This is a genomic window from Mesorhizobium sp. ZC-5, assembly GCF_025753855.1.
Taxonomy (GTDB): domain Bacteria; phylum Pseudomonadota; class Alphaproteobacteria; order Rhizobiales; family Rhizobiaceae; genus Neomesorhizobium.
Genome location: NZ_JAOWPT010000002.1, coordinates 423,065 through 442,897 on the forward strand (window position 1 = coordinate 423,065; position 19,833 = coordinate 442,897).

The 19,833-nt window shown below is 64.3% G+C and carries 23 protein-coding genes and 1 tRNA gene; 13 read left to right on the top strand and 11 right to left on the bottom strand.

All coding sequences use genetic code 11. The features are described 5' to 3' along the window. Window positions 1-29: 29 nt before the first annotated feature. The 4 genes from OHD58_RS05265 to OHD58_RS05280 all read right to left on the bottom strand — a co-directional run bounded on the left by OHD58_RS05265 (window position 30) and on the right by OHD58_RS05280 (window position 4,413). Window positions 30-833, bottom strand: a complete 804-nt coding sequence (locus tag OHD58_RS05265; protein ID WP_263802006.1) for a hypothetical protein — start codon at window positions 831-833, stop codon at window positions 30-32. Between the two features lie 271 nt (window positions 834-1,104). Continuing rightward, window positions 1,105-2,679: a 5-guanidino-2-oxopentanoate decarboxylase gene (locus OHD58_RS05270; protein ID WP_263802007.1), complete on the bottom strand. Its 1,575-nt coding sequence runs from the start codon at window positions 2,677-2,679 to the stop codon at window positions 1,105-1,107. Between the two features lie 232 nt (window positions 2,680-2,911). Continuing rightward, window positions 2,912-3,562, bottom strand: coding sequence for a TetR family transcriptional regulator C-terminal domain-containing protein (locus OHD58_RS05275; protein ID WP_263802705.1), 651 nt, complete (start codon window positions 3,560-3,562; stop codon window positions 2,912-2,914). A 2-nt stretch (window positions 3,563-3,564) separates the two neighbouring features. Then, entirely contained in the window at window positions 3,565-4,413 is an 849-nt protein-coding gene (locus OHD58_RS05280) for a dimethylarginine dimethylaminohydrolase family protein (RefSeq protein ID WP_263802008.1), read from the bottom strand. A gap of 253 nt (window positions 4,414-4,666) precedes the next feature. On the opposite strand from OHD58_RS05280, the gene OHD58_RS05285 reads away from it, so the two are divergent. From OHD58_RS05285 to OHD58_RS05310, 6 genes are all read left to right on the top strand, one after another. Then, window positions 4,667-5,479: an ABC transporter ATP-binding protein gene (locus OHD58_RS05285; protein WP_263802009.1), complete on the top strand. Its 813-nt coding sequence runs from the start codon at window positions 4,667-4,669 to the stop codon at window positions 5,477-5,479. A gap of 49 nt (window positions 5,480-5,528) precedes the next feature. Next, window positions 5,529-6,323, top strand: a complete 795-nt coding sequence (locus OHD58_RS05290) for a transporter substrate-binding domain-containing protein (protein WP_263802010.1) — start codon at window positions 5,529-5,531, stop codon at window positions 6,321-6,323. Window positions 6,324-6,447: 124 nt separating this feature from the next. After that, window positions 6,448-7,158, top strand: a complete 711-nt coding sequence (locus OHD58_RS05295; RefSeq protein ID WP_412177178.1) for an ABC transporter permease — start codon at window positions 6,448-6,450, stop codon at window positions 7,156-7,158. After that, window positions 7,158-7,964 carry an ABC transporter permease gene (locus OHD58_RS05300; protein WP_263802011.1) on the top strand — a complete coding sequence of 269 codons (807 nt, stop codon included), beginning with the start codon at window positions 7,158-7,160 and terminating at the stop codon, window positions 7,962-7,964. The genes OHD58_RS05295 and OHD58_RS05300 overlap by 1 nt, the downstream gene beginning before the upstream one ends. A gap of 10 nt (window positions 7,965-7,974) precedes the next feature. Further along, on the top strand, window positions 7,975-8,976 hold the full coding sequence (locus OHD58_RS05305; protein ID WP_412177179.1) for an Ldh family oxidoreductase: 1,002 nt from the start codon (window positions 7,975-7,977) through the stop codon (window positions 8,974-8,976). A 72-nt stretch (window positions 8,977-9,048) separates the two neighbouring features. Then, window positions 9,049-9,636 (top strand): hypothetical protein, encoded by a 588-nt coding sequence (locus OHD58_RS05310; RefSeq protein WP_263802013.1) that lies wholly within the window; start codon window positions 9,049-9,051, stop codon window positions 9,634-9,636. A gap of 64 nt (window positions 9,637-9,700) precedes the next feature. Here OHD58_RS05310 and OHD58_RS05315 read toward each other — a convergent pair whose 3' ends face one another. Next, on the bottom strand, window positions 9,701-9,898 hold the full coding sequence (locus OHD58_RS05315; protein WP_263802015.1) for a CsbD family protein: 198 nt from the start codon (window positions 9,896-9,898) through the stop codon (window positions 9,701-9,703). A gap of 204 nt (window positions 9,899-10,102) precedes the next feature. Here OHD58_RS05315 and OHD58_RS05320 point away from each other — a divergent pair, with 204 nt between their 5' ends. Continuing rightward, window positions 10,103-10,555 carry a DoxX family protein gene (locus OHD58_RS05320; protein WP_263802016.1) on the top strand — a complete coding sequence of 151 codons (453 nt, stop codon included), beginning with the start codon at window positions 10,103-10,105 and terminating at the stop codon, window positions 10,553-10,555. A 41-nt stretch (window positions 10,556-10,596) separates the two neighbouring features. On the opposite strand, the gene OHD58_RS05325 is transcribed toward OHD58_RS05320, so the two are convergent. Continuing rightward, window positions 10,597-11,001, bottom strand: coding sequence for an SRPBCC family protein (locus OHD58_RS05325; protein ID WP_263802017.1), 405 nt, complete (start codon window positions 10,999-11,001; stop codon window positions 10,597-10,599). Between the two features lie 14 nt (window positions 11,002-11,015). Further along, complete coding sequence (locus OHD58_RS05330; protein ID WP_263802018.1) at window positions 11,016-11,393, bottom strand: VOC family protein; 378 nt, start codon at window positions 11,391-11,393, stop codon at window positions 11,016-11,018. 91 nt (window positions 11,394-11,484) lie between these two features. On the opposite strand from OHD58_RS05330, the gene OHD58_RS05335 reads away from it, so the two are divergent. After that, window positions 11,485-12,108: a CGNR zinc finger domain-containing protein gene (locus OHD58_RS05335; protein WP_263802019.1), complete on the top strand. Its 624-nt coding sequence runs from the start codon at window positions 11,485-11,487 to the stop codon at window positions 12,106-12,108. 102 nt (window positions 12,109-12,210) lie between these two features. Beyond that, the gene (locus OHD58_RS05340; RefSeq protein ID WP_263802020.1) at window positions 12,211-12,918 is read left to right on the top strand and encodes an SDR family NAD(P)-dependent oxidoreductase; all 708 of its coding nucleotides are present in this window, start codon (window positions 12,211-12,213) and stop codon (window positions 12,916-12,918) included. Window positions 12,919-13,007: 89 nt separating this feature from the next. Here the strand turns inward: OHD58_RS05340 and rpsA are convergent, their stop codons facing one another. Next, window positions 13,008-14,705 carry a 30S ribosomal protein S1 gene (gene rpsA / locus OHD58_RS05345; RefSeq protein WP_263802021.1) on the bottom strand — a complete coding sequence of 566 codons (1,698 nt, stop codon included), beginning with the start codon at window positions 14,703-14,705 and terminating at the stop codon, window positions 13,008-13,010. 207 nt (window positions 14,706-14,912) lie between these two features. Further along, window positions 14,913-15,563 carry a (d)CMP kinase gene (cmk, locus tag OHD58_RS05350; RefSeq protein ID WP_263802022.1) on the bottom strand — a complete coding sequence of 217 codons (651 nt, stop codon included), beginning with the start codon at window positions 15,561-15,563 and terminating at the stop codon, window positions 14,913-14,915. A gap of 285 nt (window positions 15,564-15,848) precedes the next feature. Between cmk and OHD58_RS05355 the strand changes: the two genes are divergently transcribed. Further along, a complete protein-coding gene (locus OHD58_RS05355; protein ID WP_263802023.1) occupies window positions 15,849-16,124 on the top strand; it encodes a DUF3892 domain-containing protein in 276 nt (91 codons plus the stop codon). A 115-nt stretch (window positions 16,125-16,239) separates the two neighbouring features. Further along, window positions 16,240-17,010: a hypothetical protein gene (locus tag OHD58_RS05360; protein WP_263802024.1), complete on the top strand. Its 771-nt coding sequence runs from the start codon at window positions 16,240-16,242 to the stop codon at window positions 17,008-17,010. 40 nt (window positions 17,011-17,050) lie between these two features. Here OHD58_RS05360 and OHD58_RS05365 read toward each other — a convergent pair whose 3' ends face one another. Both OHD58_RS05365 and aroA read right to left on the bottom strand, forming a co-directional pair. Beyond that, window positions 17,051-17,413, bottom strand: a complete 363-nt coding sequence (locus OHD58_RS05365) for a hypothetical protein (protein WP_263802025.1) — start codon at window positions 17,411-17,413, stop codon at window positions 17,051-17,053. A 76-nt stretch (window positions 17,414-17,489) separates the two neighbouring features. Further along, complete coding sequence (aroA, locus tag OHD58_RS05370) at window positions 17,490-18,851, bottom strand: 3-phosphoshikimate 1-carboxyvinyltransferase (RefSeq protein WP_263802026.1); 1,362 nt, start codon at window positions 18,849-18,851, stop codon at window positions 17,490-17,492. A gap of 206 nt (window positions 18,852-19,057) precedes the next feature. Here aroA and OHD58_RS05375 point away from each other — a divergent pair, with 206 nt between their 5' ends. After that, a complete protein-coding gene (locus OHD58_RS05375) occupies window positions 19,058-19,450 on the top strand; it encodes a TIGR02300 family protein (RefSeq protein ID WP_263802027.1) in 393 nt (130 codons plus the stop codon). A 167-nt stretch (window positions 19,451-19,617) separates the two neighbouring features. Next, window positions 19,618-19,693: transfer RNA gene (locus OHD58_RS05380), tRNA-Ala, on the top strand. Window positions 19,694-19,833: the final 140 nt, after the last annotated feature.

Genomic DNA, 19,833 nt, shown 5'->3' on the forward strand with positions numbered 1-19,833 from the left:
CAGGATGAGGAGACGGGGACGCCGTCGCGTCATGACGTGTCGAAGCGCACCAGGGCGTCCCGTGCGAGCGCGTGGGTTTCGGACAAAAGGTCGTGCTCTTCGCGGCGCTCCCGTTTCGGAGCCCGGCGCGGCAAGGAGCCCGGCGGAATTCCGGGCCTGAGCGGCGACAGGGCTCTGGCTTTGCCCGCCGCGCGGGCAGCCATGCGCCGGAGCCGCCAGCGCACCAGACGATCGGCCTGTGCCGGCAAATCGTCGAGCGCCCGCGCCAACGCTGCGATGCGGCGCAGGATGCCGGCGGCGTCGAGTTCGTCGTCGCCGGGCAGGGCTGGCGACGGACCTTTCCAGCCCGCGCCATGCGGTTTTCCCGAGAAGAACCACTCGTAACGCTTGGGTCGGTCGGCCAGCGCGAAAAGCGGCGGACGTGCATCGGAAGTTTTGCCGTCGCCGGACGGAGCGGCTATGGAACTACCCCCACCCCTAACCCCTCCCCACAAGGGGGAGGGGGACCGGGTCGGCGCCGGCTGCGTCGCCGGGTGTTCGGAGCCCGCGGCGCGCGGGTTCAGGATGGGCAGGCCGCTCGCCAGAACGACGATCAGGCGGCGCGTCGCGGCCTCGACGGGCCTCAGCAGCAGAAGCAGCCTGCGGCAGGCCCGGCGCGACAATGTCCAGGCCTCGCGGCTGGCCTCAAAAGCGCGGCCGGCGCGGCCGGTGTCCGAGGCGGCGGAGCCGGTGTCGTCGGCAAGCCCGGCATAGACGAAGATGAAGGCGAGAAGGCGCATCAGCGTTGTGCGATGGCGCTCCGTCTCCCTGTCCTGCCGATCCTGCCTTTCCACCACGCCTCGCCTCGAAAATGAGAACAGGCAAAAGGTTAAAGCGGGGCCGCAGGGGCGTGGAAAAGACGAAAGCGGAAATATTTTCAGGAATCGTGCAAGCGATTGAAATCACTCGAAAGAATCTTCACCGAAGAGCGAAAAGCCGTCGAAGCGGGCGGATTCATTCACGCTTGGGCGCCGAACTTCCAAGCCTCGCGCTTCATCACCGTTCAGGCATGGTGGCTCCGCCAATCGCCGGCGGTTTGCGGAAGCAGCAAAAACACAAGCCGCCTCACGCCACCATAATCTCGATCAGGCAGGACTTGCCAAGGCTGCGGGCGCGCGCCAGCGCGGCGGGCAGGCTTTCGGTGGACATCAGGCGCTCGGCCGGCATGTGATAGGCATCGGCGATGCGGCAGAAATCCGGCGGGGCCGGCGAGACGCCGACCGGCTCGACACCGGCATCCAGCATCGAGGTCTCGATCTCGCGGTAGCCGCGGTTGTTCCAGACGACGAAAATGACGGCCGCGCCGGCGTCGAGCGCGGCGCCCATTTCCGGGAACGTGAACTGGAAGCCGCCATCGCCGGAGAGACAGACGACGGGCGCTGATGGATCGGCCAGGGCCGCACCGACGGCGGCCGGCGGGCCGTAACCCAGCGCGCCGAAACCTGTGGCGGCGTTGAACCAGCCGCCGGGCCGGTCGTGATCGTAGAACAGGTTGCCGGCATAGACCGGCTGGGTGGAATCGCCGACAATGATCGCGCCAGGGAGCGCGTCGCGGATTGTTTCGATCACCTTGACCTGGTCCTGCATGGCCGGGCCGATTTCCTGCCAGGCCGCGTCGCGCGCGGCGACGGCGCGGGCAGCGCCTCCGCTTTTCTTTCCGGTGGGCAGGACTGCCAGCAGAGCCTCGATCGCGGTGGAGGCGTCTGCCTCGATCGCAACGGCCGCCGGCCAGCGGGCGAGTTGGGTGGCGTCGATGTCGATGCGGACAAGGTTGGCCGGTGCCGCAAAGCCGCCGTCGGCATACATGTCGTAATCTGTCGGGCCGAATTCGGTGCCGGCGGCGATGATGAAATCGGCTTGGGCCATCAAGGCGCGGACGGACTTCAGGCTCGGGCTGGCATGCACGCCGAGCGGATGGCCGTGCAGGAGCCCGCGCGCATTCGCCGTGGTGACGACCGGCGCGTCGAGCAGTTCGGCGAGCCGGTGCAATGCAGCCTCGGCGCGCTTGGCGCCACCGCCGGCCAAGATCACGGGGCTTTTGGCGGCGGCGGCAAGTTTCGCTGCCCTGGCGATGCCTGCGCTGTCGGGCGTAGCGGGACGATCGCGAACCGGAGCGAAGGTGACATCGCCGGCGGGCAGCCCCATTACGTCGGTGGGGATTTCGATATGCACAGGCCCGGGCCGGCCGGACGACAGCAGCGCGAAGGCGCGCGCCATTGCGCCGGCGAGCGCCGCCGGCTCATCGATCCTCTCCGACGACAGTGCCACCTTCTCCATCATGCCGCGCTGGTCGGGAAGCTCATGCAGGAAGCCGAGACCCTTGCCGAGCGAATCGCGCTTGTTGACGCCGGAAATCACCAGCATCGGGATGGAATCGGCGCGCGCCTGCGCCATTGCGGTGATGGTGTTGGTCAGGCCCGGACCGGTGATGACGAAGGCGACGCCGGGCTTGCCCGACACGCGGGCGTAACCGTCGGCCATGAAGCCCGCGCCCTGTTCGTGGCGCGGCGTGACGTGGCGGATCTTCGACCGCGCCAGACCGCGATAGAGCTCGATGGTGTGGACGCCGGGAATGCCGAAAACGGTGTCGACGCCATGCGCCTCGAGCAGGGAAATCAGGGCTTCGCCGGTGGTGGTCATGGGTGATGCTCCTGGCGGGCTGACCGAAATGAAGTGCGATCGGTGATAAAATTACCCCCACCCCTAACCCCTCCCCACAAGGGGGAGGGGGATACTCTCGTGCCTCCGCTCAAGCGAAAAGCCGAGAAGCTTGCGGAATAGGTTGCGACGGCGTCTCCCTCCCCCTTGTGGGGAGGGGTTAGGGGTGGGGGTAACCGCCGCGACAAGTAACCCAAAAGTTTCATAGAGGTCCCTATTCCTTCGCCGAACAAACCGGCTCCCGCAACCTCAGCCCGAGCATTTCCTCCACCGAACCGATACCGATTTCGGCCAGTTCGCGCGTCTCGAAAAAATCGCCGGCAAGGCAGCCTTCGATCCACAGCCCGTCGATGATGGCGTTGATGGCGATGGCGTAGCGGCGTAGTTCAGGCTTGGCGGCAGTACGGCCGGCCGCCACCAGCACTTCGGCGACCAGCGCCTCCACCTCGTCGCGAAAGCCGAGATAGCCGGCACGGTGGGCCGCAGCGAGCGCGGGGTCCGAACTGGCGCGGCCGATGAAACTTGCCCATTGCGAGAATACCCGCGCGTCGATGACCGGCGGCAGCAGGCTGGCCTCGACGAAGGCTGAAAGGCGCTGCCGCGGATCCTGAGCGACCGTGGCAAGCGCCGTTTTTGCCTGCTCCGTCATTCTGCCCATGATCGTGGCATACGCGGCCTGCAGCAATTCCTCCTTGCCGGGAAAATAGTGACGGATGAGGCCGGCGGTAACGCCCGCCCGCAGCGCGATGGCCCGCACGGTGGCGCCTTGCAGTCCGCGCTCGGCGACACAGTCCAGCGTCGCCTCGATCAGATCCTGCCGTCGCCGCTCCTCGCCTTCGCGGCGGAATTTGCGCCGGCCTTGCATGGTCACCGGCGCAGGATCGGCCGGGTCAGGCAGGTGGGGCCGCCCTCGCAGGCGATGCAGAGCGCATCGGCTTCGAAGGTTTTTACCACGCAGCCGGCCGCTTCCATGGCGGCTTTGGTTTTCGGGAAGCCGGCGACCGCGATGATTTCGCGGGGCGCCGTCGGCAAGACGTTGAGGCTGAGCCCGTTCGAGGCGAAGAATTCGTCGGCGTCGCCTTCGACCAGCCGGATGCCGCGCGCCCGGAGCAATTGGTAGAAGGCAGCCGGCAGCAGCGGCGCGTAGACCAGCGCGAGGTCGTCGGCGAGCGGCGAAATGACCGACATCAGATGCAGGCAGGCCTCCTCGCCGTGCCAGAGAGGCAGGTCGTAGCCGAGGACATCGATGCCATGCGGGCCGAGCAGGTTGGCCATCTGCTGGATGCCAGCCTGGTTGGTGCGGACGCCGCGTCCGATGGCAAGCGTTTTGGCATCGACCCAGACGCAATCGCCGCCCTCGACCTGGCCCGGTGCCTCGATGCGGCCAAGGACCGGCACGCCCAGTCGTTTGTAGGTTTCTTCATGCAGGGACGGCTCGGGATGGCGCAGCGTCTTGCCCATCGAGAGGATGATGGCGCCGTGATCCGACATCAGCGACGGGTCGTGCGTGAAAACGGAATCCGACAGGCCGTCCTCGCGGTCGTCGATCCAGGCGATCTCGGCACCGGAAGCCGCGACGAGCTCGGCAAGCGCTGCATGCTGGCGGGCTGCCCTGGCGGCGTCGAAGCCCGGCCCGTAGTGCCATTCCTTCCGGTCGGCGCCGCGCATGGCGTTGGCCGCGGAGCGCATCAGGACGCGCCGGAGCGGCGCCGCCATGGACTGTGAGCCGTAAGCGTTCACGTGAGGTTTCTTCCCGGAAAATTGGCTGAGTGACGACGAGGAGAATATTTATACACTTGCATAACAACGCCGCAAGTGCCGTAATGGGGAAAGACAAGAGCGGACGGTGGCCCGGTTGACGCGACAAGGCGCACGGGTCCATCCTCACCGCCAGGGGAACCGATGACAGGGCGATGACCGGCCGATTGCACGCTGACGGGAAGACGATGCCGCGCGGGAGCAAGCGCCGATGACGGCGGCAACCGCCGTTCCAGCCATCCGGGCCGCGGTGGAAGACGCCGCCGAGGCGATCCACATCGAGGACCTGCACAAGAAGTTCGGCCAGCTGCACGTGCTGAAGGGCGTGTCGCTGTCGGCGCGCGACGGCGACGTGGTGGCGATCATCGGCGGCAGCGGCTCCGGCAAGTCGACGTTGCTCCGATGCATCAACTGCCTGGAAAATCCAACCAGCGGCATCATCCGCGTCAATGGCGAGGAGATCAGGCTGAAGGGCGACAGCCACGGCAACACCGTGCCGGCCGACCGCCGCCAGATCGAGCGCATCCGTTCAAAACTCGGCATGGTGTTCCAGAACTTCAATCTGTGGAGCCACATGACGCTGCTCGACAATGTCATCGAGGTTCCGGTGCATGTGCTTGGCGTCAAGCGCGACGAGGCGATCGCTTATGGCGAGCAGCTGCTGGCGCGCGTCGGCCTCGCCGAAAAGCGCGACGTCTATCCGGCCTTCCTGTCCGGCGGCCAGCAGCAGCGCGGCGCCATCGCCCGCGCGCTGGCCATCCAGCCGCGCGTCATGCTGTTCGACGAGCCGACCTCGGCGCTCGACCCCGAACTGGTCGGCGAGGTGCTGAAGGTGATCGGCGACCTGGCGCGCGAGGGGCGCACCATGATCCTCGTCACCCACGAGATGAAGTTCGCCCGCGAAGTGGCGAGCCATGTCGTCTACCTGCACAACGGCAAGGTGGAGGAGGAAGGACCGCCGGCGGAAGTTTTCGGTGCGCCGAAATCCGACCGGCTGAAACAGTTTCTGCGCAACGTCGGATGAACGATTGCGGGAAAACCGGGAACAACAAAAGGGAAATGGGAGAACTGAAATGAAAACTTTCTTCAAGACCGCGGCCGCGGCGGCGCTGATCGCGCTGGCTGGCGTCGCCTCGGCGAGCGCCCAGCAGACCAAGGTCGGCTTTTCGCCCGAAGCCTATCCGCCGTTCTATTCGCAGGATGCGTCCGGCGCCTGGGGCGGCTGGGAAGTCGAGATCGTCAATGCGATCTGCGCCGAAGCCAAGCTCGACTGCGTGCTGACCCCGATCCCGTGGGACGGCCTCATCCCCGGCCTGAATTCCAAGAAGATCGACGCCATCATGAATTCGATGTCGATCACCGCCGATCGCATGAAGGAGATCGACTTCTCCGACAAGTATTACAACACGCCGACCGGAGTCGCCGGCGCCAAGGACCAGACCTTCGACGCGTCGCCGGCGGGGCTGAAAGGCAAGATCATCGGCGTGCAGGTTTCCACCGTGCACGCGGCCTATGCCAAGAAGCACTTCACCGAGGCCGCCGAGATCAAGGAATACCAGACGCAGGACGAAGCCAACCAGGACCTCGCCGCCGGCCGCATCGACGCCACGCAGGCCGATTCCATCGCGCTCGACGCCTTCCTGAAATCGGACCAGGGCAAGGGCTGCTGCGACATGAAGGGTATCGTCGCACCGGATGACGAAGTGCTTGGCCCCGGCGTCGGCGCCGGCGTGCGCAAGGACGATGCCGAGCTCAAGGGCAAGATCAACGCCGCGATCAAGGCGATCCGCGACAACGGCAAATATGCCGAGATCACCAAGAAGTACTTCGACTTCGACGTCTACGGCGAAGCCGCCCAGTCGAACTGATCGAGGCACGTTTCCCGGCCGCCCGTTTTGAAGCGTGGCGGCCGGACACTTCCGGATTCGCCCGCAATCTCAGACGCGAGGATACAAGCTGGACGTACTCGTCAGTCTTTTCGGAGCCAGCACGCTGGAACTCCTGTCGTTCGAGCCGCCCGGCTGGGGCGCCAACCTGCTGCGCGGCCTTGCCGCCTCGATCCAGATCGCCTGCGGCGCCTTCGGCCTCGGCCTTTTGATCGGCATCGGAGGCGCCTATGGCAAGCTCTATGGCGGGCCGGTGGTGCGCGACCTGCTTGAGACCTACACGACGGTCGTGCGGGCGGTGCCTGAACTGGTGCTGATCCTGATCCTGTATTTCGCCGGCACCGACCTCATCAACCAGCTCATGACCGCGCTCGGCTATCCGCCGGTCGACATCAACGGACTGATCGCCGGCATCGGCGTGCTGGCAGTCGTGCAAGGCGCCTATTCCACCGAAGTGCTGCGCGGCGCCATCCTGGCGATCCCGCAGGGCCAGATCGAGGCGGCGCGCGCCTACGGCATGCCGCCGGGGTTGCTGCTTCGGCGCATCACCTTGCCGGCGATGCTGCCGTTCGCCATTCCCGGCCTCGCCAACCTCTGGCTCATCGCCACCAAGGACACCGCGCTGCTGGCCGTGGTCGGCTTCAGCGAACTGACGCAGACGACGCGCCAGGCGGCCGGCGCCACCAAGGCCTACTTCACCTTCTTCATGGCGGCGGGCGTGCTCTATCTGTCGCTGACGCTGTTCTCGGAGGTCATCATCAAGCGTGTCGAGCGCTGGTCGCGGCGCGGCATGCCCTCGGTCTCGGGACCGCACTGATGAGCGAGGCGCTGGCCATCCCGCTCCGGCGGCGCGTGATGGGCTGGCTGCAGCCGCACCGGATCGTGCTCATCCTGATCGCGCTGGCGATCGTTATGGCAGCGGCGATCTTCATGCGCTGGGACTGGCTGCCGCAGTACATGCCGCTGGCGCTGCAGGGCATCTGGCGCACCATCTGGCTGCTCGTGGTGACGTCGGCGCTGGGGCTTGCCATCGCGCTTCCGCTCGGCCTCGTGCAGGTCACCGGGCCGATCTGGCTCGCCGTCCCGGCGAAGGCGTTCTGCACGATCATCCGTGGAACGCCGCTGCTTCTGCAGCTCTGGCTCCTGTATTATGGGCTCGGCTCGCTGTTCCCGCAATTTCCGTGGATACGGGAATCGTTCCTGTGGCCGTATCTGCGGCAGGCCTGGCCATACGGCGTGATGGCGCTGACCATTTCCTACGCGGGCTACGAGGGCGAAGTGATGCGCGGCGCCTTCGCCGGCGTGCCGCGCGGGCAATTGGAAGCCGCCCGCGCCTTCGGCATGAGCCGCTGGAAGGTTTTCCGGCGCATCTGGCTGCCGCAGGCGATCCATCGCGCTCTGCCGACGCTGGCCGGAGAGACGGTCTTGCAATTGAAGGCAACGCCTCTCGTCGCCACCATCACTATGGTCGACATCTACAGCGTTGCCTCGCGGGTGCGGCAGGAAACGTTCATCACCTACGAACCGCTGCTGCTGCTCGCGCTGGTCTACATGGCGATCACCGGCGTGCTGGTCTTCCTCTTCCGCAAACTCGAAGCCCGGATACCATCTCGCCTTGGATGATGCGATGACGATGAAAACCCTCAGTCTCGACGAGGCGCGGACGCTTTGCGAACGGGCAGCCATGGCGGCCGGGTCTAGCCCGAAGACAGCGTCCTCGCTGGCGAAGGCCATGGTGGCTGCGGGAGCCGATGGACAGGCCTCGGTCGGACTGGCGCATTTCATCGACTATCTGGAGGATCTGCGGACTGGGCGCATCGACGGGCAGGCAGTGCCGGAGATCACCAGGCTGGCACCGGCGATCGTGACGTCGGATGCACGTGGCGGCGCGGCGCATCCAGGTTTCGACCTGGCTTTCGACGAACTGGTTTCGGCTGCGACGGTTTGCGGGGTCGCGATTTTCAGCCAGAAGAATTCCTACACCTGCGGTTCGCTAGGATATTTCACCGGGCGGCTGGCCGAAGCCGGCTTCGTGTCGCTGGCGACCACCAACGGGCCGCCGATCGTGGCGGGGTCAGGCGGCACAAAGGCCGTCTATTGCACCAACCCGATGTCTTTCGCGGCGCCGCAGGCCGGCGGGCCGCCGCTGCTGATCGACCAGTCGTCGAGCGCTACGGCTTTCGTCAATGTGCGCAAGGCGGCGCAGGACGGCCAGCCGATTCCGGCCGGCTGGGCGCTGGACAGTGAGGGCAATCCCACCACCGACGCCAACGAGGCGATGAAGGGCGTGCTGCTTGCATTCGGCGGCGCGCGTGGCGCCAACATCGCGCTGATGGTCGAAGTCCTGTCGGCCGGACTGTCGGGTGCCAACTGGTCGGTGGATGCGCCACCCTTTGGCAGCGGGGCGGAAGGTCCGGGAACCGGCATGTTCGTCTTGGCAATCGACCCAAGGGTCTTCGGTCCGGGCTTCGAGGAACGGATGCACGCGCAGATCGAGAGGCTCGGCGGCGACTATGGCGTCCATATCCCGGGTCTCGCCAAAGCCGAGGCGCGCCGCAAGTCGGCCGAGCAGGGGATTTCCGTTCCGGAGGAAGTCTACCAGCGTATCGCCGAGTGGCCCGGCGTATCGAGCTGAGCCGAAATCCTGTGCGGTTTGCGGAATTCCGGGCCGCATCGTATCGTCCTCCGGCATGAACGGTGGATGGGCATGAAGACGTTGAAAAAATCCGCGTTGGCAGTGGCGTTCACGGCGGCGGCTGCGACCGCCGTTTTCGCCGATCCGCTGAGCGACCTTTTGGCGAAGGGCGACGGCGGCGCCTGCTACGGCCGTATGTACGATGAGGCGCATCTTGCCAAAAACAAGCAACAGGCGACGCGCTCGGTGCGGCTGTCGCTGATGGAATACGAGGAAATCGAGGGAACCGCGATCCGCATCCAGTTCGTCACGAAGAGCGGGCAGTTCTTCGTCGCTGGAAGTTGTGCCTGGGCCGATCCGGCCAACCAGGACATCCAGGACAAACCGCTCATCGAGGCTTTCAAGGCGAAAGGCGGACTGGACTGCCATGCCACCACCAGCGAGGACGGCTCGTCGGCGGAAGAGGGAGGCGATTTTCCCGTTGACCTGCGCGACGGCAGGAGCATCGTTCTCTACATGCCCGACGCGATTGCCGGATGGCCATCGTTCGACCTGAGCAATCCGGCCGATTTCTTTTCGTTCGGCACCGAAGACCGGATATTCCGCCTCGACAAGACCGACCCCGCCCTGTGCAGCGAGCTGGACGAAAAACTGCCGTAGCCAGCTCGACAGTTTTCTACGAAAAAGCCCCGCTCGAGGCGGGGCTTTGCCTGAGACGGTTCGGTCAGTGGCGTGACAGCCAGCTGTCGATCTCGCGTTCGGCGTCGTCCTCGGCCTTGCCGTAGCGCTCCTGGAGACGGCCGGCGAGCTGCCGCCGGTTGCCCTTGATGACATCGAGATCATCGTCGGTGAGCTTGCCCCACTGGGTCTGCACCTTGCCCTTGAACTGCTCCCAATTGCCTTCGATCTGGTTCCAATTCATCGGTTTCTCCTTTCGTGATTTTCAGGCGGCTGAACCGCCGTGTGTTTTGGAAACGCCCTTTCGGCGGATGGGTTCCGCACTTTGGCTTCCGACCGCGGAACCATGCGCGGGCAATCGACGATCACGCCGTTCTCAAAACCTGTTTACTTGACCGTGAATGCGCCACTGCCGAGTGCGTGAAGCATATCTTCAGGAGATCGGATTTTGAGCGACATCACGCAGACCACCAGCCGCCGCCTTATCGTTCCCGCGCTCAAGGGCATCTATGCCGCCGCGCATGACGGCGTCGAAACCATCCTGCGGGTCGTCGCCGGCCTGGCGCTCGTCACGCATGGCCTCGGCAAGATCGGCGATCCGTTCGGCGCCGCGGGCATGGTCGAAAGCCTCGGCTTCTATCCCGGCGTGTTCTGGTCGCCCCTGCTATCGTTCACCGAATTCTTCGGCGGCATCTTGATCGCTGTCGGTTTCCTGACCCGCCCGGCGTCGTTCGCCGCGCTGTTCGTGCTTCTGGTCACCGTCTGGTTCCACTGGGTCACCATGGACCAGGGTTACGGCGGCGCCGAAAAGTCGATCCTGTGGGCTGCGATCTTCCTGTTCTTCGTCATCCGCGGCGGCAACCGGCATTCGGTCGACGCGCGCATCGGCCGCGAGTTCTAGGCGGTTTCCTTGTGAGGATCGGTGCGTTTTGCCGGGCAGGATTAAGCATCGGCAAACTGATGTTCCATGGCGCGCTTCATCGCCGTCATGCCGTGTTCCATCATGGCGCCGATCGGCCTGGCGAGTTCGTTGGGCAGGAGGTCGGCGATCCAGACGACGCGGCTGCCCTCGCCTTCCTCAAACACCTGCAGCGCGCCGTTGTGATGCGTCGGCTGGCCGTCGACGACCGACCAGACGAGCCGGCGGCCTTCATCGTTCACATCGACGATGCGTTCGCGGGCGACCAGCCCGGAGGCGAAGGTGACGATGCGGACGTCGCCATCGAGCCGCGTATCAGTGACGAAGCCCGGCACGAGACGCGTGTGCAGGGCGCCGACATCGCGGGCGGCATCCCAGATGAATTGGGGCGGCGCCTCGATGAATATCTCGACGCGGATGGAAGCCATGATCGCCTCCCCGCTCAGCTTGCGTTGCCGCAATAGGCCTCGATGCGATAGCCGTCGGGATCGACGACGAACGCGGCGTAATAGTTCGGGCCGTAATTGTCGCGCAGGCCGGGGCCGCCATTGTCGCTGCCGCCGGCCTTGAGCGCAGCCGCATGGAAAGCGTCGACGCTGCCACGGTTCGGCGCATCGAAGCAGAAATGCAGATGCGAGCCGGCGTCGGCTTCGACGGGACGTTCGGCCTTATCGATCAGGAAGACGGAAACATCGCCGCCATAACCAAGCGATGTTCCGCTGGCATCGAGGCAACGGTAGCCGAGCGGCTGCAGCGCCGCATCGTAAAACCGCTTGGCGCGGTTGATATCGCGCACGCCGATGGAAACATGGTTGAGCATTTTCTCCTCCATATGCAGATAACCAGCTTGGGGGTTAAACAACCACGCGCCGGACTTGTCAACCGGCATGGGGGTTAGCTATAGCTCGCTCATGACAGTCTCCCGACACCAGGCCGTCACCACGGTGATCGTAGCGCCCCCCGAAGGGCTCTGCCTCGACTTCGTCAACACGCGCTACTGGCGGGGGAGCCCTGTTCCGACGGACGAGCTGACGAGCTTTCCGCCGCTGCTCGGCTGGCTGAAGGCAAAAAGCGGCGTCGATGAAACATTGCTGAAGTCGGCCGATGCGCAGTCGAAAACAGAACCGGCGAAAGCTGAAGATCTGCTGAGCGAAGCGATCAGCCTGCGCGAGGCGCTGCATCGCCTGTTCGCCGCCGCGGCGACGGACAGGCCTTTGCTGGCGGCGGATTTCATCGTCGTGAACAGCGCGCTCGCGGAAGCCCCGCCGCGCCGCAAGCTGGCCTCGGCCGATGGCGGTTGGGAAGTCTCCTGGTCGAGCGTGTCGATGCCGGCGCTGCTCGCCTCGGTGCTGTGGTCCGCCGCCGATCTGCTTTTGGCGCGCAACGACAGGCGAATCCGCCAATGCGCCAACGAAAAGTGCCGTTTCCTGTTCATCGACGAGAGCAAGAACGGCACCAGGCGCTGGTGCGACATGTCCTCCTGCGGCAACCGCGCCAAGGCGCGCCGGCATCTCCTGAAGAAGAAGCAGGCCTAAACCCCGGCGTTGAACGCACTGTCGCGGAATGGACTGCTCGACGCGGGGCGCTTGGGCAATCAGTATGGCGCGATGAACCGCGCAGCGGCAGGGAGAACCGTGATGGCAAACGAATTCGAGGGCAAGCATGTCGTGGTGACCGGCGGCACCGGGGCGTTGGGCAACGCGGTGGTGGCGCGGCTGCTCGAGGCCGGAGCCATATGCCATGTGCCGGTGAACCATGATGCGGCGCCGTCCGGATTTGCCCTGTCCGGCCACGAACGGGTCCGCGTCGCGCCGAATGTCGATCTGACCGATGCCGGGGCAGTCGATGCGTTCTACACGGCGATCCCCGGCCTTTGGGCGTCGGTCCATACCGCAGGCGGTTTTGCGATGGCGCCGATCGACAAAATGGAACCCGGAGATTTTGCCGCGATGATGAATATCAATGCCACGACCGTCTTTCTGTGCAGCCGGGCGGCGGCAACGGCAATGCTCGTATCGGGGGCGGGCGGGCGTATCGTCAATGTCGCGGCGCGCGCCGCACTCGAGCCGCGCAAGGGTGCCGGCATGGTCGCCTACACGGCGAGCAAGGCGGCGGTGGCCGCGATGACCGTCGCACTGGCGGAAGAGTTGAAATCGGCAGGCATCCTGGTCAATGCGGTGGCGCCCTCGACGCTGGATACGCCGGTGAACCGCGCCGCCATGCCCAAGGCGGATTTTTCGAAATGGGTGAGCCTCGAAGCGGCCGCGGAGGCAATCGTCCATCTCGCATCGCCCGCCAACCTGGTGGCGAGCGGCGCCGTCGTGCCGATCTACGGCAAAGCCTGAGCGAGGACTGGAACGCCGAATGCAAAAAACCCGCCGGATCGCTCCGGCGGGTTTTTCGTTTCAGGCCGCAATGCGGCGCAGCGACAAGCTTACTTGTCGCGGCCCTTGAGCGCGGCGCCCAGGATGTCGCCGAGCGAAGCGCCGGAGTCGGTCGAGCCGTACTGGGCGACCGCTTCCTTCTCTTCGGCGATTTCCAGCGCCTTGATCGAGACCTGCAGCTTGCGGGTCTTCTTGTCGAAGGCGATGACGCGCGCGTCGACCTTCTGGCCGACCGAGAAACGCTCGGGGCGCTGCTCGTCGCGATCGCGCGACAGGTCGGAACGCTTGATGAAGGTCTCGATGTCGTGGTCGACGAGCCGGACTTCCAGGCCGCCGTCCTTGACGCCGGTGACTTCGCAGGTGACGACCGCGTTCTTGCGCAGTTCACCCGACGTTGCCGCTTCGCCGACCGCATCGCGCGCCATCTGCTTGACGCCGAGCGAGATGCGCTCCTTCTCGATGTCGACATCGAGAACCTGCGCCTTCACCATGTCGCCACGGTTGTACTCCTCGATGACCTGCTCGCCCGGACGGTTCCAGTCGAGGTCGGAGAGGTGGACCATGCCGTCCACATCGCCTTCGAGGCCGATGAACAGGCCGAACTCGGTCTTGTTCTTGACCTCGCCCTCGACCTGGCTGCCGACCGGATGGGTGCGCGCGAAGGCTTCCCACGGATTCTCCAGCGTCTGCTTGAGGCCGAGCGAGATGCGGCGCTTGGCCGGGTCGACTTCGAGCACGACGACATCGACCTGCTGGGTGGTCGACAGGATCTTGCCGGGGTGCACGTTCTTCTTGGTCCACGACATTTCCGAAACGTGGATGAGACCCTCGATGCCGGGCTCCAGTTCGACGAAGGCGCCGTAATCGGTGATGTTGGTCACCGTGCCGGAGATCTTCTTGCCGAGCGGGTACTTGGCGCCGATGCCCTCCCACGGATCCGACTCGAGCTGCTTCATGCCGAGCGAGATGCGGTGGGTTTCCTGGTTGATGCGGATGATCTGCACCTTGACCGTCTGGCCGATGTTGAGGATTTCGGTCGGATGGTTGACGCGGCGCCAGGCCATGTCGGTGACATGCAGCAGGCCGTCGATGCCGCCGAGGTCGACGAACGCACCGTAGTCGGTGATGTTCTTGACGACGCCTTCGACAACCTGGCCCTCTTCGAGGTTCTGCACGATCTCCGAACGCTGTTCGGCGCGGCTCTCCTCGAGCACGGTGCGGCGCGACACGACGATGTTGCCGCGGCGGCGATCCATCTTGAGGATCTCGAAGGGCTGCGGGTTGTGCATGAGCGGGGTGACGTCGCGGATCGGGCGGATGTCGACCTGGCTGCGCGGCAGGAAGGCCACGGCGCCGTCGAGATCCACGGTGAAGCCGCCCTTGACCTGGTTGAAGATGACGCCTTCGACGCGCTCGCCCTTGTTGAACTTCTCTTCGAGCTTGACCCAGCTCTCTTCGCGGCGAGCCTTCTCTCTGCTCAGCATCGCTTCGCCAAGTGCGTTTTCGATGCGCTCGACATAGACTTCGACGGTGTCGCCGACCTTCAGCTGGCCGTCCTTGGACTTGGCGCCGAATTCCTTCAGCGGCACGCGACCTTCGACCTTGAGGCCGACGTCGATGATGGCCATGTCTTTTTCGATGGCGGTGATCAGACCTTTGACGACCTGGCCTTCACCCGAATGGCCGTCGGAAAACGACTCTTCGAGCAGCGCGGAAAAATCGTCGCGGGTGGGATTTGCTTGTGACATATGTTCTCCTGGAAAGTCCCGCATCGCGGGACCGGCGCCGTGGGTTTGTGTTGCGTTGACCTGACCAGCGTTCCGGCCCTTTGGGGCCTGGTGCCGCTTTCGAGCGGCGGTTCCGGCGCAAAAGAATGCTGGCAGGCGGCTTTTCACCCGACGCCCGAAAATGGATCGCGACACCGCCCTGGCGGCTGCAGCGAGAATTTTGAGGCTTCAGGCTGTGCTTCCGGAAGACAGGGCCTTGTCGATCAGGGCTTTGGCCGCCAGAAACGCGGTCTCTATAGACATTTCCGACGTATCGAGCAAGTGCGCGTCTTCCGCCGGCCTGAGTGGCGAGTCTTCGCGGCCCATGTCGCGCGCGTCGCGGCGCTCGATGTCGGCAAGGATTTCGGCGAAATCGGCGCTGCCGCCGCGCGATTCGATGTCGCGCAAGCGGCGCATTGCCCGCACCTTTGCGCTTGCCGTGACGTAGAGTTTCACATTGGCGTCGGGGCAGACCACCGTGCCGATGTCGCGGCCGTCGAGCACCGCGCCTGAAGGCTGCCGGGCGAAGGCGCGCTGCTTCCCGACCAAGATCTTTCGCACCTCGGGGATGACCGCGACGCGCGAGGCGGCGTCGCCGACGGCGTGCGCCGACAAGGCATGCTTGTCGAGCCTGCCGAGATCGACCAGCTTCGCCGCCTCGATGGCGTGGGCTTCGTCGTCCAGCGGCCAGCCTTTTTCCATGAGCATGTGCGCGACGGCGCGGTAGGTCAGCCCGGTGTCGAGATGCGGCAGATGGAAATAGTCGGCTAGCCGGCGGGCCAGCGTTCCCTTGCCGGACGCGGCCGGACCGTCGATGGCGATGAGGAGAGGTCGGGTCATGCAGAGGCTTGAAGCGGAGAAGCAGCCGGAAGGCAAGGGGGATCAGGCCGGCAGCTTTTGAAGAGAAAGAAGAAGCCCCCTGTGAAAACCGAGCAAGAAGATATTTAGCGCTTGCTAATTCAGTTCTGCATCCGTTCCAATGAAAACGGCGGCGAATCGGAAGTTCGCCGCCGTTAATGCAACCAAGCCACAGGACGGCTCAGCACATGAAACTCGATCACCACACTACTCCCAAGGGTGATTCCGTCAAGGCGTCCTGCGGCTCTTTTCGAAGAAAGAACCGATATGACAGGCACATACCAAGTTACTTGCCACACCCCCGACAACGCTGACAAAGACCGCCGCCTACAGGGGGTGGGCGGACCCGGCGGCGACGGATGGTACCGAACTGTTGACCAGATGATCGCCCATATAGAAGGCGGCGACCGCTTCTGGACTGTCGATCAGCACGGCAATTCTGTTTGGCTGATGGTGTCCTCCCGGAATGGCCGAAAGTACATCAAAACCGAGTCGGACGGGGTGGAGCCGAACAACCTTTTGGCACTCCCTCACTGTCGCTAGACCATCAGGCGCTACCCGCTTTCTGCCCTCTCGGTCTTATGATCGGGAGGGTTTTCAGAAGGCGGTGCAATACCTGTTCTCCCTTTCCTAGTCTTTGTCTTTAGGGAGTTCTGACATGGCGAATGTGGATTTTTATGGTCCATATCTAAAGGTGGAACGGGCCGAACATCACGTTCGCCAGCTGGAAACCATCTTCCGGCACTACATCGCGGATAACATGAAACGACTGCGCCCCAAGCGCAATCACAGATCGTTGAACCACGCCACGCCTAAACGGGTCGCGTTCCCCAAACACACATCCACCGTGCTGGGTGATGCGCTCCATAATCTCCGGGCGTCCCTCGACCATGCGTACTGTACCCTTGTCGAAGCCAACGGGGGCACCGTCACCAGGGATGTCTATTTTCCGTTCCGCAAGGACCGGCAATCGGGTGAAGCTTCCATCGAGAGACATAAAGAGAAAGGATTGGCTCCCTCCGATAAAGTGTGCCGGGTCATCTTTGATGATATACAGCCCTATGACGGTGGGAAACTGGGGCTGTACGATCTACATCTGCTAGACATTACCGACAAGCACCGGGTGCTCATTCCCACCATGAGTGTGGAAAAAGTTGAGAGGCTCGATTTCCTCGATAGTGCCGGAAACAAAGCAGGTGGGGGGATCAGACATATTACCTTCTTGGACAAGTACCCCCAAGACGGAAGCGGAGGGCTCCTCAGTTCTCTCTTGCCCCATGGGACGATACTTCAAGGCGACCCTAAGAACGCCTTCTATATAGCGTTCGACCTGGGACAGCCCTTTGCAGGACAAGGCGTTCTGGACACCCTGAACGACCTCCGTATGAAGGTAGGGAATGCGCTGAAGCTTCTTGAAGCTGCGGCCTGAAACGGCCGCCGCCCAAACAAAACGACATCGATGTCGAAACTCACCCTGCCCGGCGCGCCTTGTCGCGGCCGAGCAGCCAGCCGAGCCCGTAGCCGGCGATCAGGCCGAAACAGGGCGACAGGATGAGGAACAGCACCTGCCCCCATTCGTCTGCGGCATTGCCGTCATTGGGAACGTCGAACCCGCGAAACAGAGCGTAGGCGATAAGGCAGGCCGGCAGGACGACCAGCCAGAGCGTCGCGGCAAATCCGGGGCGCGGTTTGCCTTTGCTATCGGGCGCCGAAGCGCTGGCCAGAACGCCGGCATAGACGGCGCGGCCCGACCAGACGGCGAACGGCACGGCTCCCATCACATAGAGGAAGCCGGTCGTCAGGGCCGCGGCGAGCCAGCTTAAGAGCGTCATCGGACGGTTCGCCGGTCAGTGCAGCGCGTCGCTGCAACCGACAGTGCGTCCGCGAACGACATCCGGGCCGTCATCGTCACCCGGCAGCTTCTGCCGCAAACTCGATCTCCGCCCCCAAGCCCCTCATCAGCCCCATGAACTCCGGAAAGCTGGTTGCGATCATGCTGGCGTCGTCGATGGTGACCGGCTTTTCGGCGGCGAGACCGAGTACCAGGAAGGCCATGGCGATGCGGTGGTCGAGATGGGTTTCAACCGTGCCGCCGCCAAGACCCTTGCCGCCGGGCCTGCCGCGCACCACGAGCGATGCCTCGCCTTCGGTACAATCGATGCTGTTGGCCTTGAGCCCATTGGCGACGGCCGACAACCGGTCGCTTTCCTTGACGCGCAGTTCGTCGAGGCCTTCCATCAGCGTCTCGCCTTCGGCGAACGCGGCGGCGACGGCCAGCACGGGATATTCGTCGATCATCGAGGGCGCGCGCTCCGGCGGCACGGTGACGCCCCTCAATTCCGAACCGCGCACGCGCAGGTCTGCGACATCCTCGCCGCCGGCGGAGCGCGGATTGAGGATCTCGATCGAGCCGCCCATTTCCTGCAGCGTCAGCAGAAGGCCGGTGCGGGTCGGGTTCATCAGCACGTTTTCGATTGTGATGTCGGAGCCCGGCACGATCAGTGCTGCCACCAGCGGGAAACCGGCCGACGACGGGTCGCCCGGCACCGCGATGACCTGTCCGGCCAGCCTGCCCTGCCCTTCGATGCGTATATGGCGGACGCCCTGGCTGTCGGTTTCGACCTCGAGATTGGCGCCAAAACCCTTCAGCATCTTTTCGGTGTGGTCGCGCGTCATCACCGGCTCGATCACCGTGGTGATGCCCGGCGTATTGAGGCCGGCGAGCAGCACGGCGGATTTGACCTGCGCCGAGGCCATCGGCACCCGGTAGGAGATCGGCGCAGCGACCTTGGGCCCGCGCAATGTCAGCGGCATGCGGTCGCCGGCAGCACTTTTGAGCACCTGCACGCCCATTTCGCGCAGCGGATCGAGCACGCGGCCCATCGGCCGGCTTTGCAGCGAGGCGTCGCCGATGAAGGTGGTTTCCATGTCGTAGGTGCCGACAAGGCCCATCGTCAGCCGTGACCCGGTGCCGGCATTGCCGAAATCGAGCGGCGCGGCGGGTTCGAGCAGCGCGCCGTTGCCGGTGCCGCGGATCACCCATTCGTCGCCGGTCTTTGTTATATGCGCGCCCATCGCCTTCATCGCTTCGCCGGTGCGCATCACGTCCTCGCCCTCGAGCAGGCCGGTGATGCGGGTTTCGCCTGAAGCGAGACCGCCGAACATGAAGGAGCGGTGCGAGATCGACTTGTCGCCGGGCACGCGCGCGGTGCCGGAAAGCGCCGACGATCGCCGCGCGGTCGCAGATTGTTGCTTGGCGTCATGCGCCATTTTCATATGTCCTGGATTTGTTCGGCCGAGCATCCGCTCAAAGCCGGGGTGATCGTTTTTGCGCAGTTTTCCTAACACGCCCGGATCGACCCGTCATCCGGAAAAAAGCGTTGGGGCCGGCACGTTTTGCGGCGTGGTCTTTTGGCTTTGACAGGGCGGCAAAGCTTGGCTATGGGGACCAACCTTTTTATGACGAGGCTGGACCCGTGGTGAAACCCGAACTTGGCACAAAACGCATCGACCCGGAGACGGGCCGGAAATTCTACGATCTGAACAAGGATCCGATCGTTTCGCCGTATACAGGCAAGTCTTATCCGCGCACCTACTTCGAATCCGCTTCCGAGAGCGCCGTCGAGGAAGAAGAAGTCGAAGAGAAGGAAGTGGACGCCGAGGAAGAGGCCCCCGAGGTGGTTTCGCTCGAGGAAGCTGACGACGAGGCCAAGGGCGAAAGCGACGACCTGCCCGATCTCGGCGATGACGACGACGACGTCGACCTGGGCGACGACGATGACGACGACACCTTCCTTGCCGACGAGGAAGAAGAAGACGACGATGTTGCCGACATCATCGGCGTCGGCGACGACGACGACGAAATCTGACCGGCGGCGGCACGGCACGTTAGCCGGTTCGCCGCTGCTTTCGCCTGAAAAGGCGGATTTGCGGGCTTGATATTGACGAGAGGCGGGTTTAGAAGCCGCCTGCGACAACGGCGGGGACCAGACCTCGCCGGACTTTGCCGGAAACGGCGCCGGCCACGGCCGGATGTGGGGCCATAGCTCAGCTGGGAGAGCGTCTGCATGGCATGCAGAAGGTCAGCGGTTCGATCCCGCTTGGCTCCACCAAATTTTCTCTCCTCTAAAATCTCATGCAAGTCGCCGGTCCTGGCGGCCACATGGTCGCGACCGCGTCGCGCCGATGGAGAATCCGTGATTTGAAATCACCGGCCCTGATGCCTATACATCCGGGATGCGATCAGCGTGGA

Excerpts from the sequence above, each read along its gene's own strand:
- OHD58_RS05270 (WP_263802007.1), bottom strand. The coding sequence starts at position 2,679 with ATGACCACCACCGGCGAAGCCCTGATTTCCCTGCTCGAGGCGCATGGC.
- OHD58_RS05275 (WP_263802705.1), bottom strand. The coding sequence starts at position 3,562 with ATGCAAGGCCGGCGCAAATTCCGCCGCGAAGGCGAGGAGCGGCGACGG.
- OHD58_RS05280 (WP_263802008.1), bottom strand. The coding sequence starts at position 4,413 with ATGGCGGCGCCGCTCCGGCGCGTCCTGATGCGCTCCGCGGCCAACGCC.
- OHD58_RS05285 (WP_263802009.1), top strand. The coding sequence starts at position 4,667 with ATGACGGCGGCAACCGCCGTTCCAGCCATCCGGGCCGCGGTGGAAGAC.
- OHD58_RS05290 (WP_263802010.1), top strand. The coding sequence starts at position 5,529 with ATGAAAACTTTCTTCAAGACCGCGGCCGCGGCGGCGCTGATCGCGCTG.
- OHD58_RS05300 (WP_263802011.1), top strand. The coding sequence starts at position 7,158 with ATGAGCGAGGCGCTGGCCATCCCGCTCCGGCGGCGCGTGATGGGCTGG.
- OHD58_RS05305 (WP_412177179.1), top strand. The coding sequence starts at position 7,975 with ATGAAAACCCTCAGTCTCGACGAGGCGCGGACGCTTTGCGAACGGGCA.
- OHD58_RS05310 (WP_263802013.1), top strand. The coding sequence starts at position 9,049 with ATGAAGACGTTGAAAAAATCCGCGTTGGCAGTGGCGTTCACGGCGGCG.
- OHD58_RS05315 (WP_263802015.1), bottom strand. The coding sequence starts at position 9,898 with ATGAATTGGAACCAGATCGAAGGCAATTGGGAGCAGTTCAAGGGCAAG.
- OHD58_RS05325 (WP_263802017.1), bottom strand. The coding sequence starts at position 11,001 with ATGGCTTCCATCCGCGTCGAGATATTCATCGAGGCGCCGCCCCAATTC.
- OHD58_RS05330 (WP_263802018.1), bottom strand. The coding sequence starts at position 11,393 with ATGCTCAACCATGTTTCCATCGGCGTGCGCGATATCAACCGCGCCAAG.
- OHD58_RS05335 (WP_263802019.1), top strand. The coding sequence starts at position 11,485 with ATGACAGTCTCCCGACACCAGGCCGTCACCACGGTGATCGTAGCGCCC.
- OHD58_RS05340 (WP_263802020.1), top strand. The coding sequence starts at position 12,211 with ATGGCAAACGAATTCGAGGGCAAGCATGTCGTGGTGACCGGCGGCACC.
- rpsA (WP_263802021.1), bottom strand. The coding sequence starts at position 14,705 with ATGTCACAAGCAAATCCCACCCGCGACGATTTTTCCGCGCTGCTCGAA.
- cmk (WP_263802022.1), bottom strand. The coding sequence starts at position 15,563 with ATGACCCGACCTCTCCTCATCGCCATCGACGGTCCGGCCGCGTCCGGC.
- OHD58_RS05355 (WP_263802023.1), top strand. The coding sequence starts at position 15,849 with ATGACAGGCACATACCAAGTTACTTGCCACACCCCCGACAACGCTGAC.
- OHD58_RS05360 (WP_263802024.1), top strand. The coding sequence starts at position 16,240 with ATGGCGAATGTGGATTTTTATGGTCCATATCTAAAGGTGGAACGGGCC.
- OHD58_RS05365 (WP_263802025.1), bottom strand. The coding sequence starts at position 17,413 with ATGACGCTCTTAAGCTGGCTCGCCGCGGCCCTGACGACCGGCTTCCTC.
- aroA (WP_263802026.1), bottom strand. The coding sequence starts at position 18,851 with ATGGCGCATGACGCCAAGCAACAATCTGCGACCGCGCGGCGATCGTCG.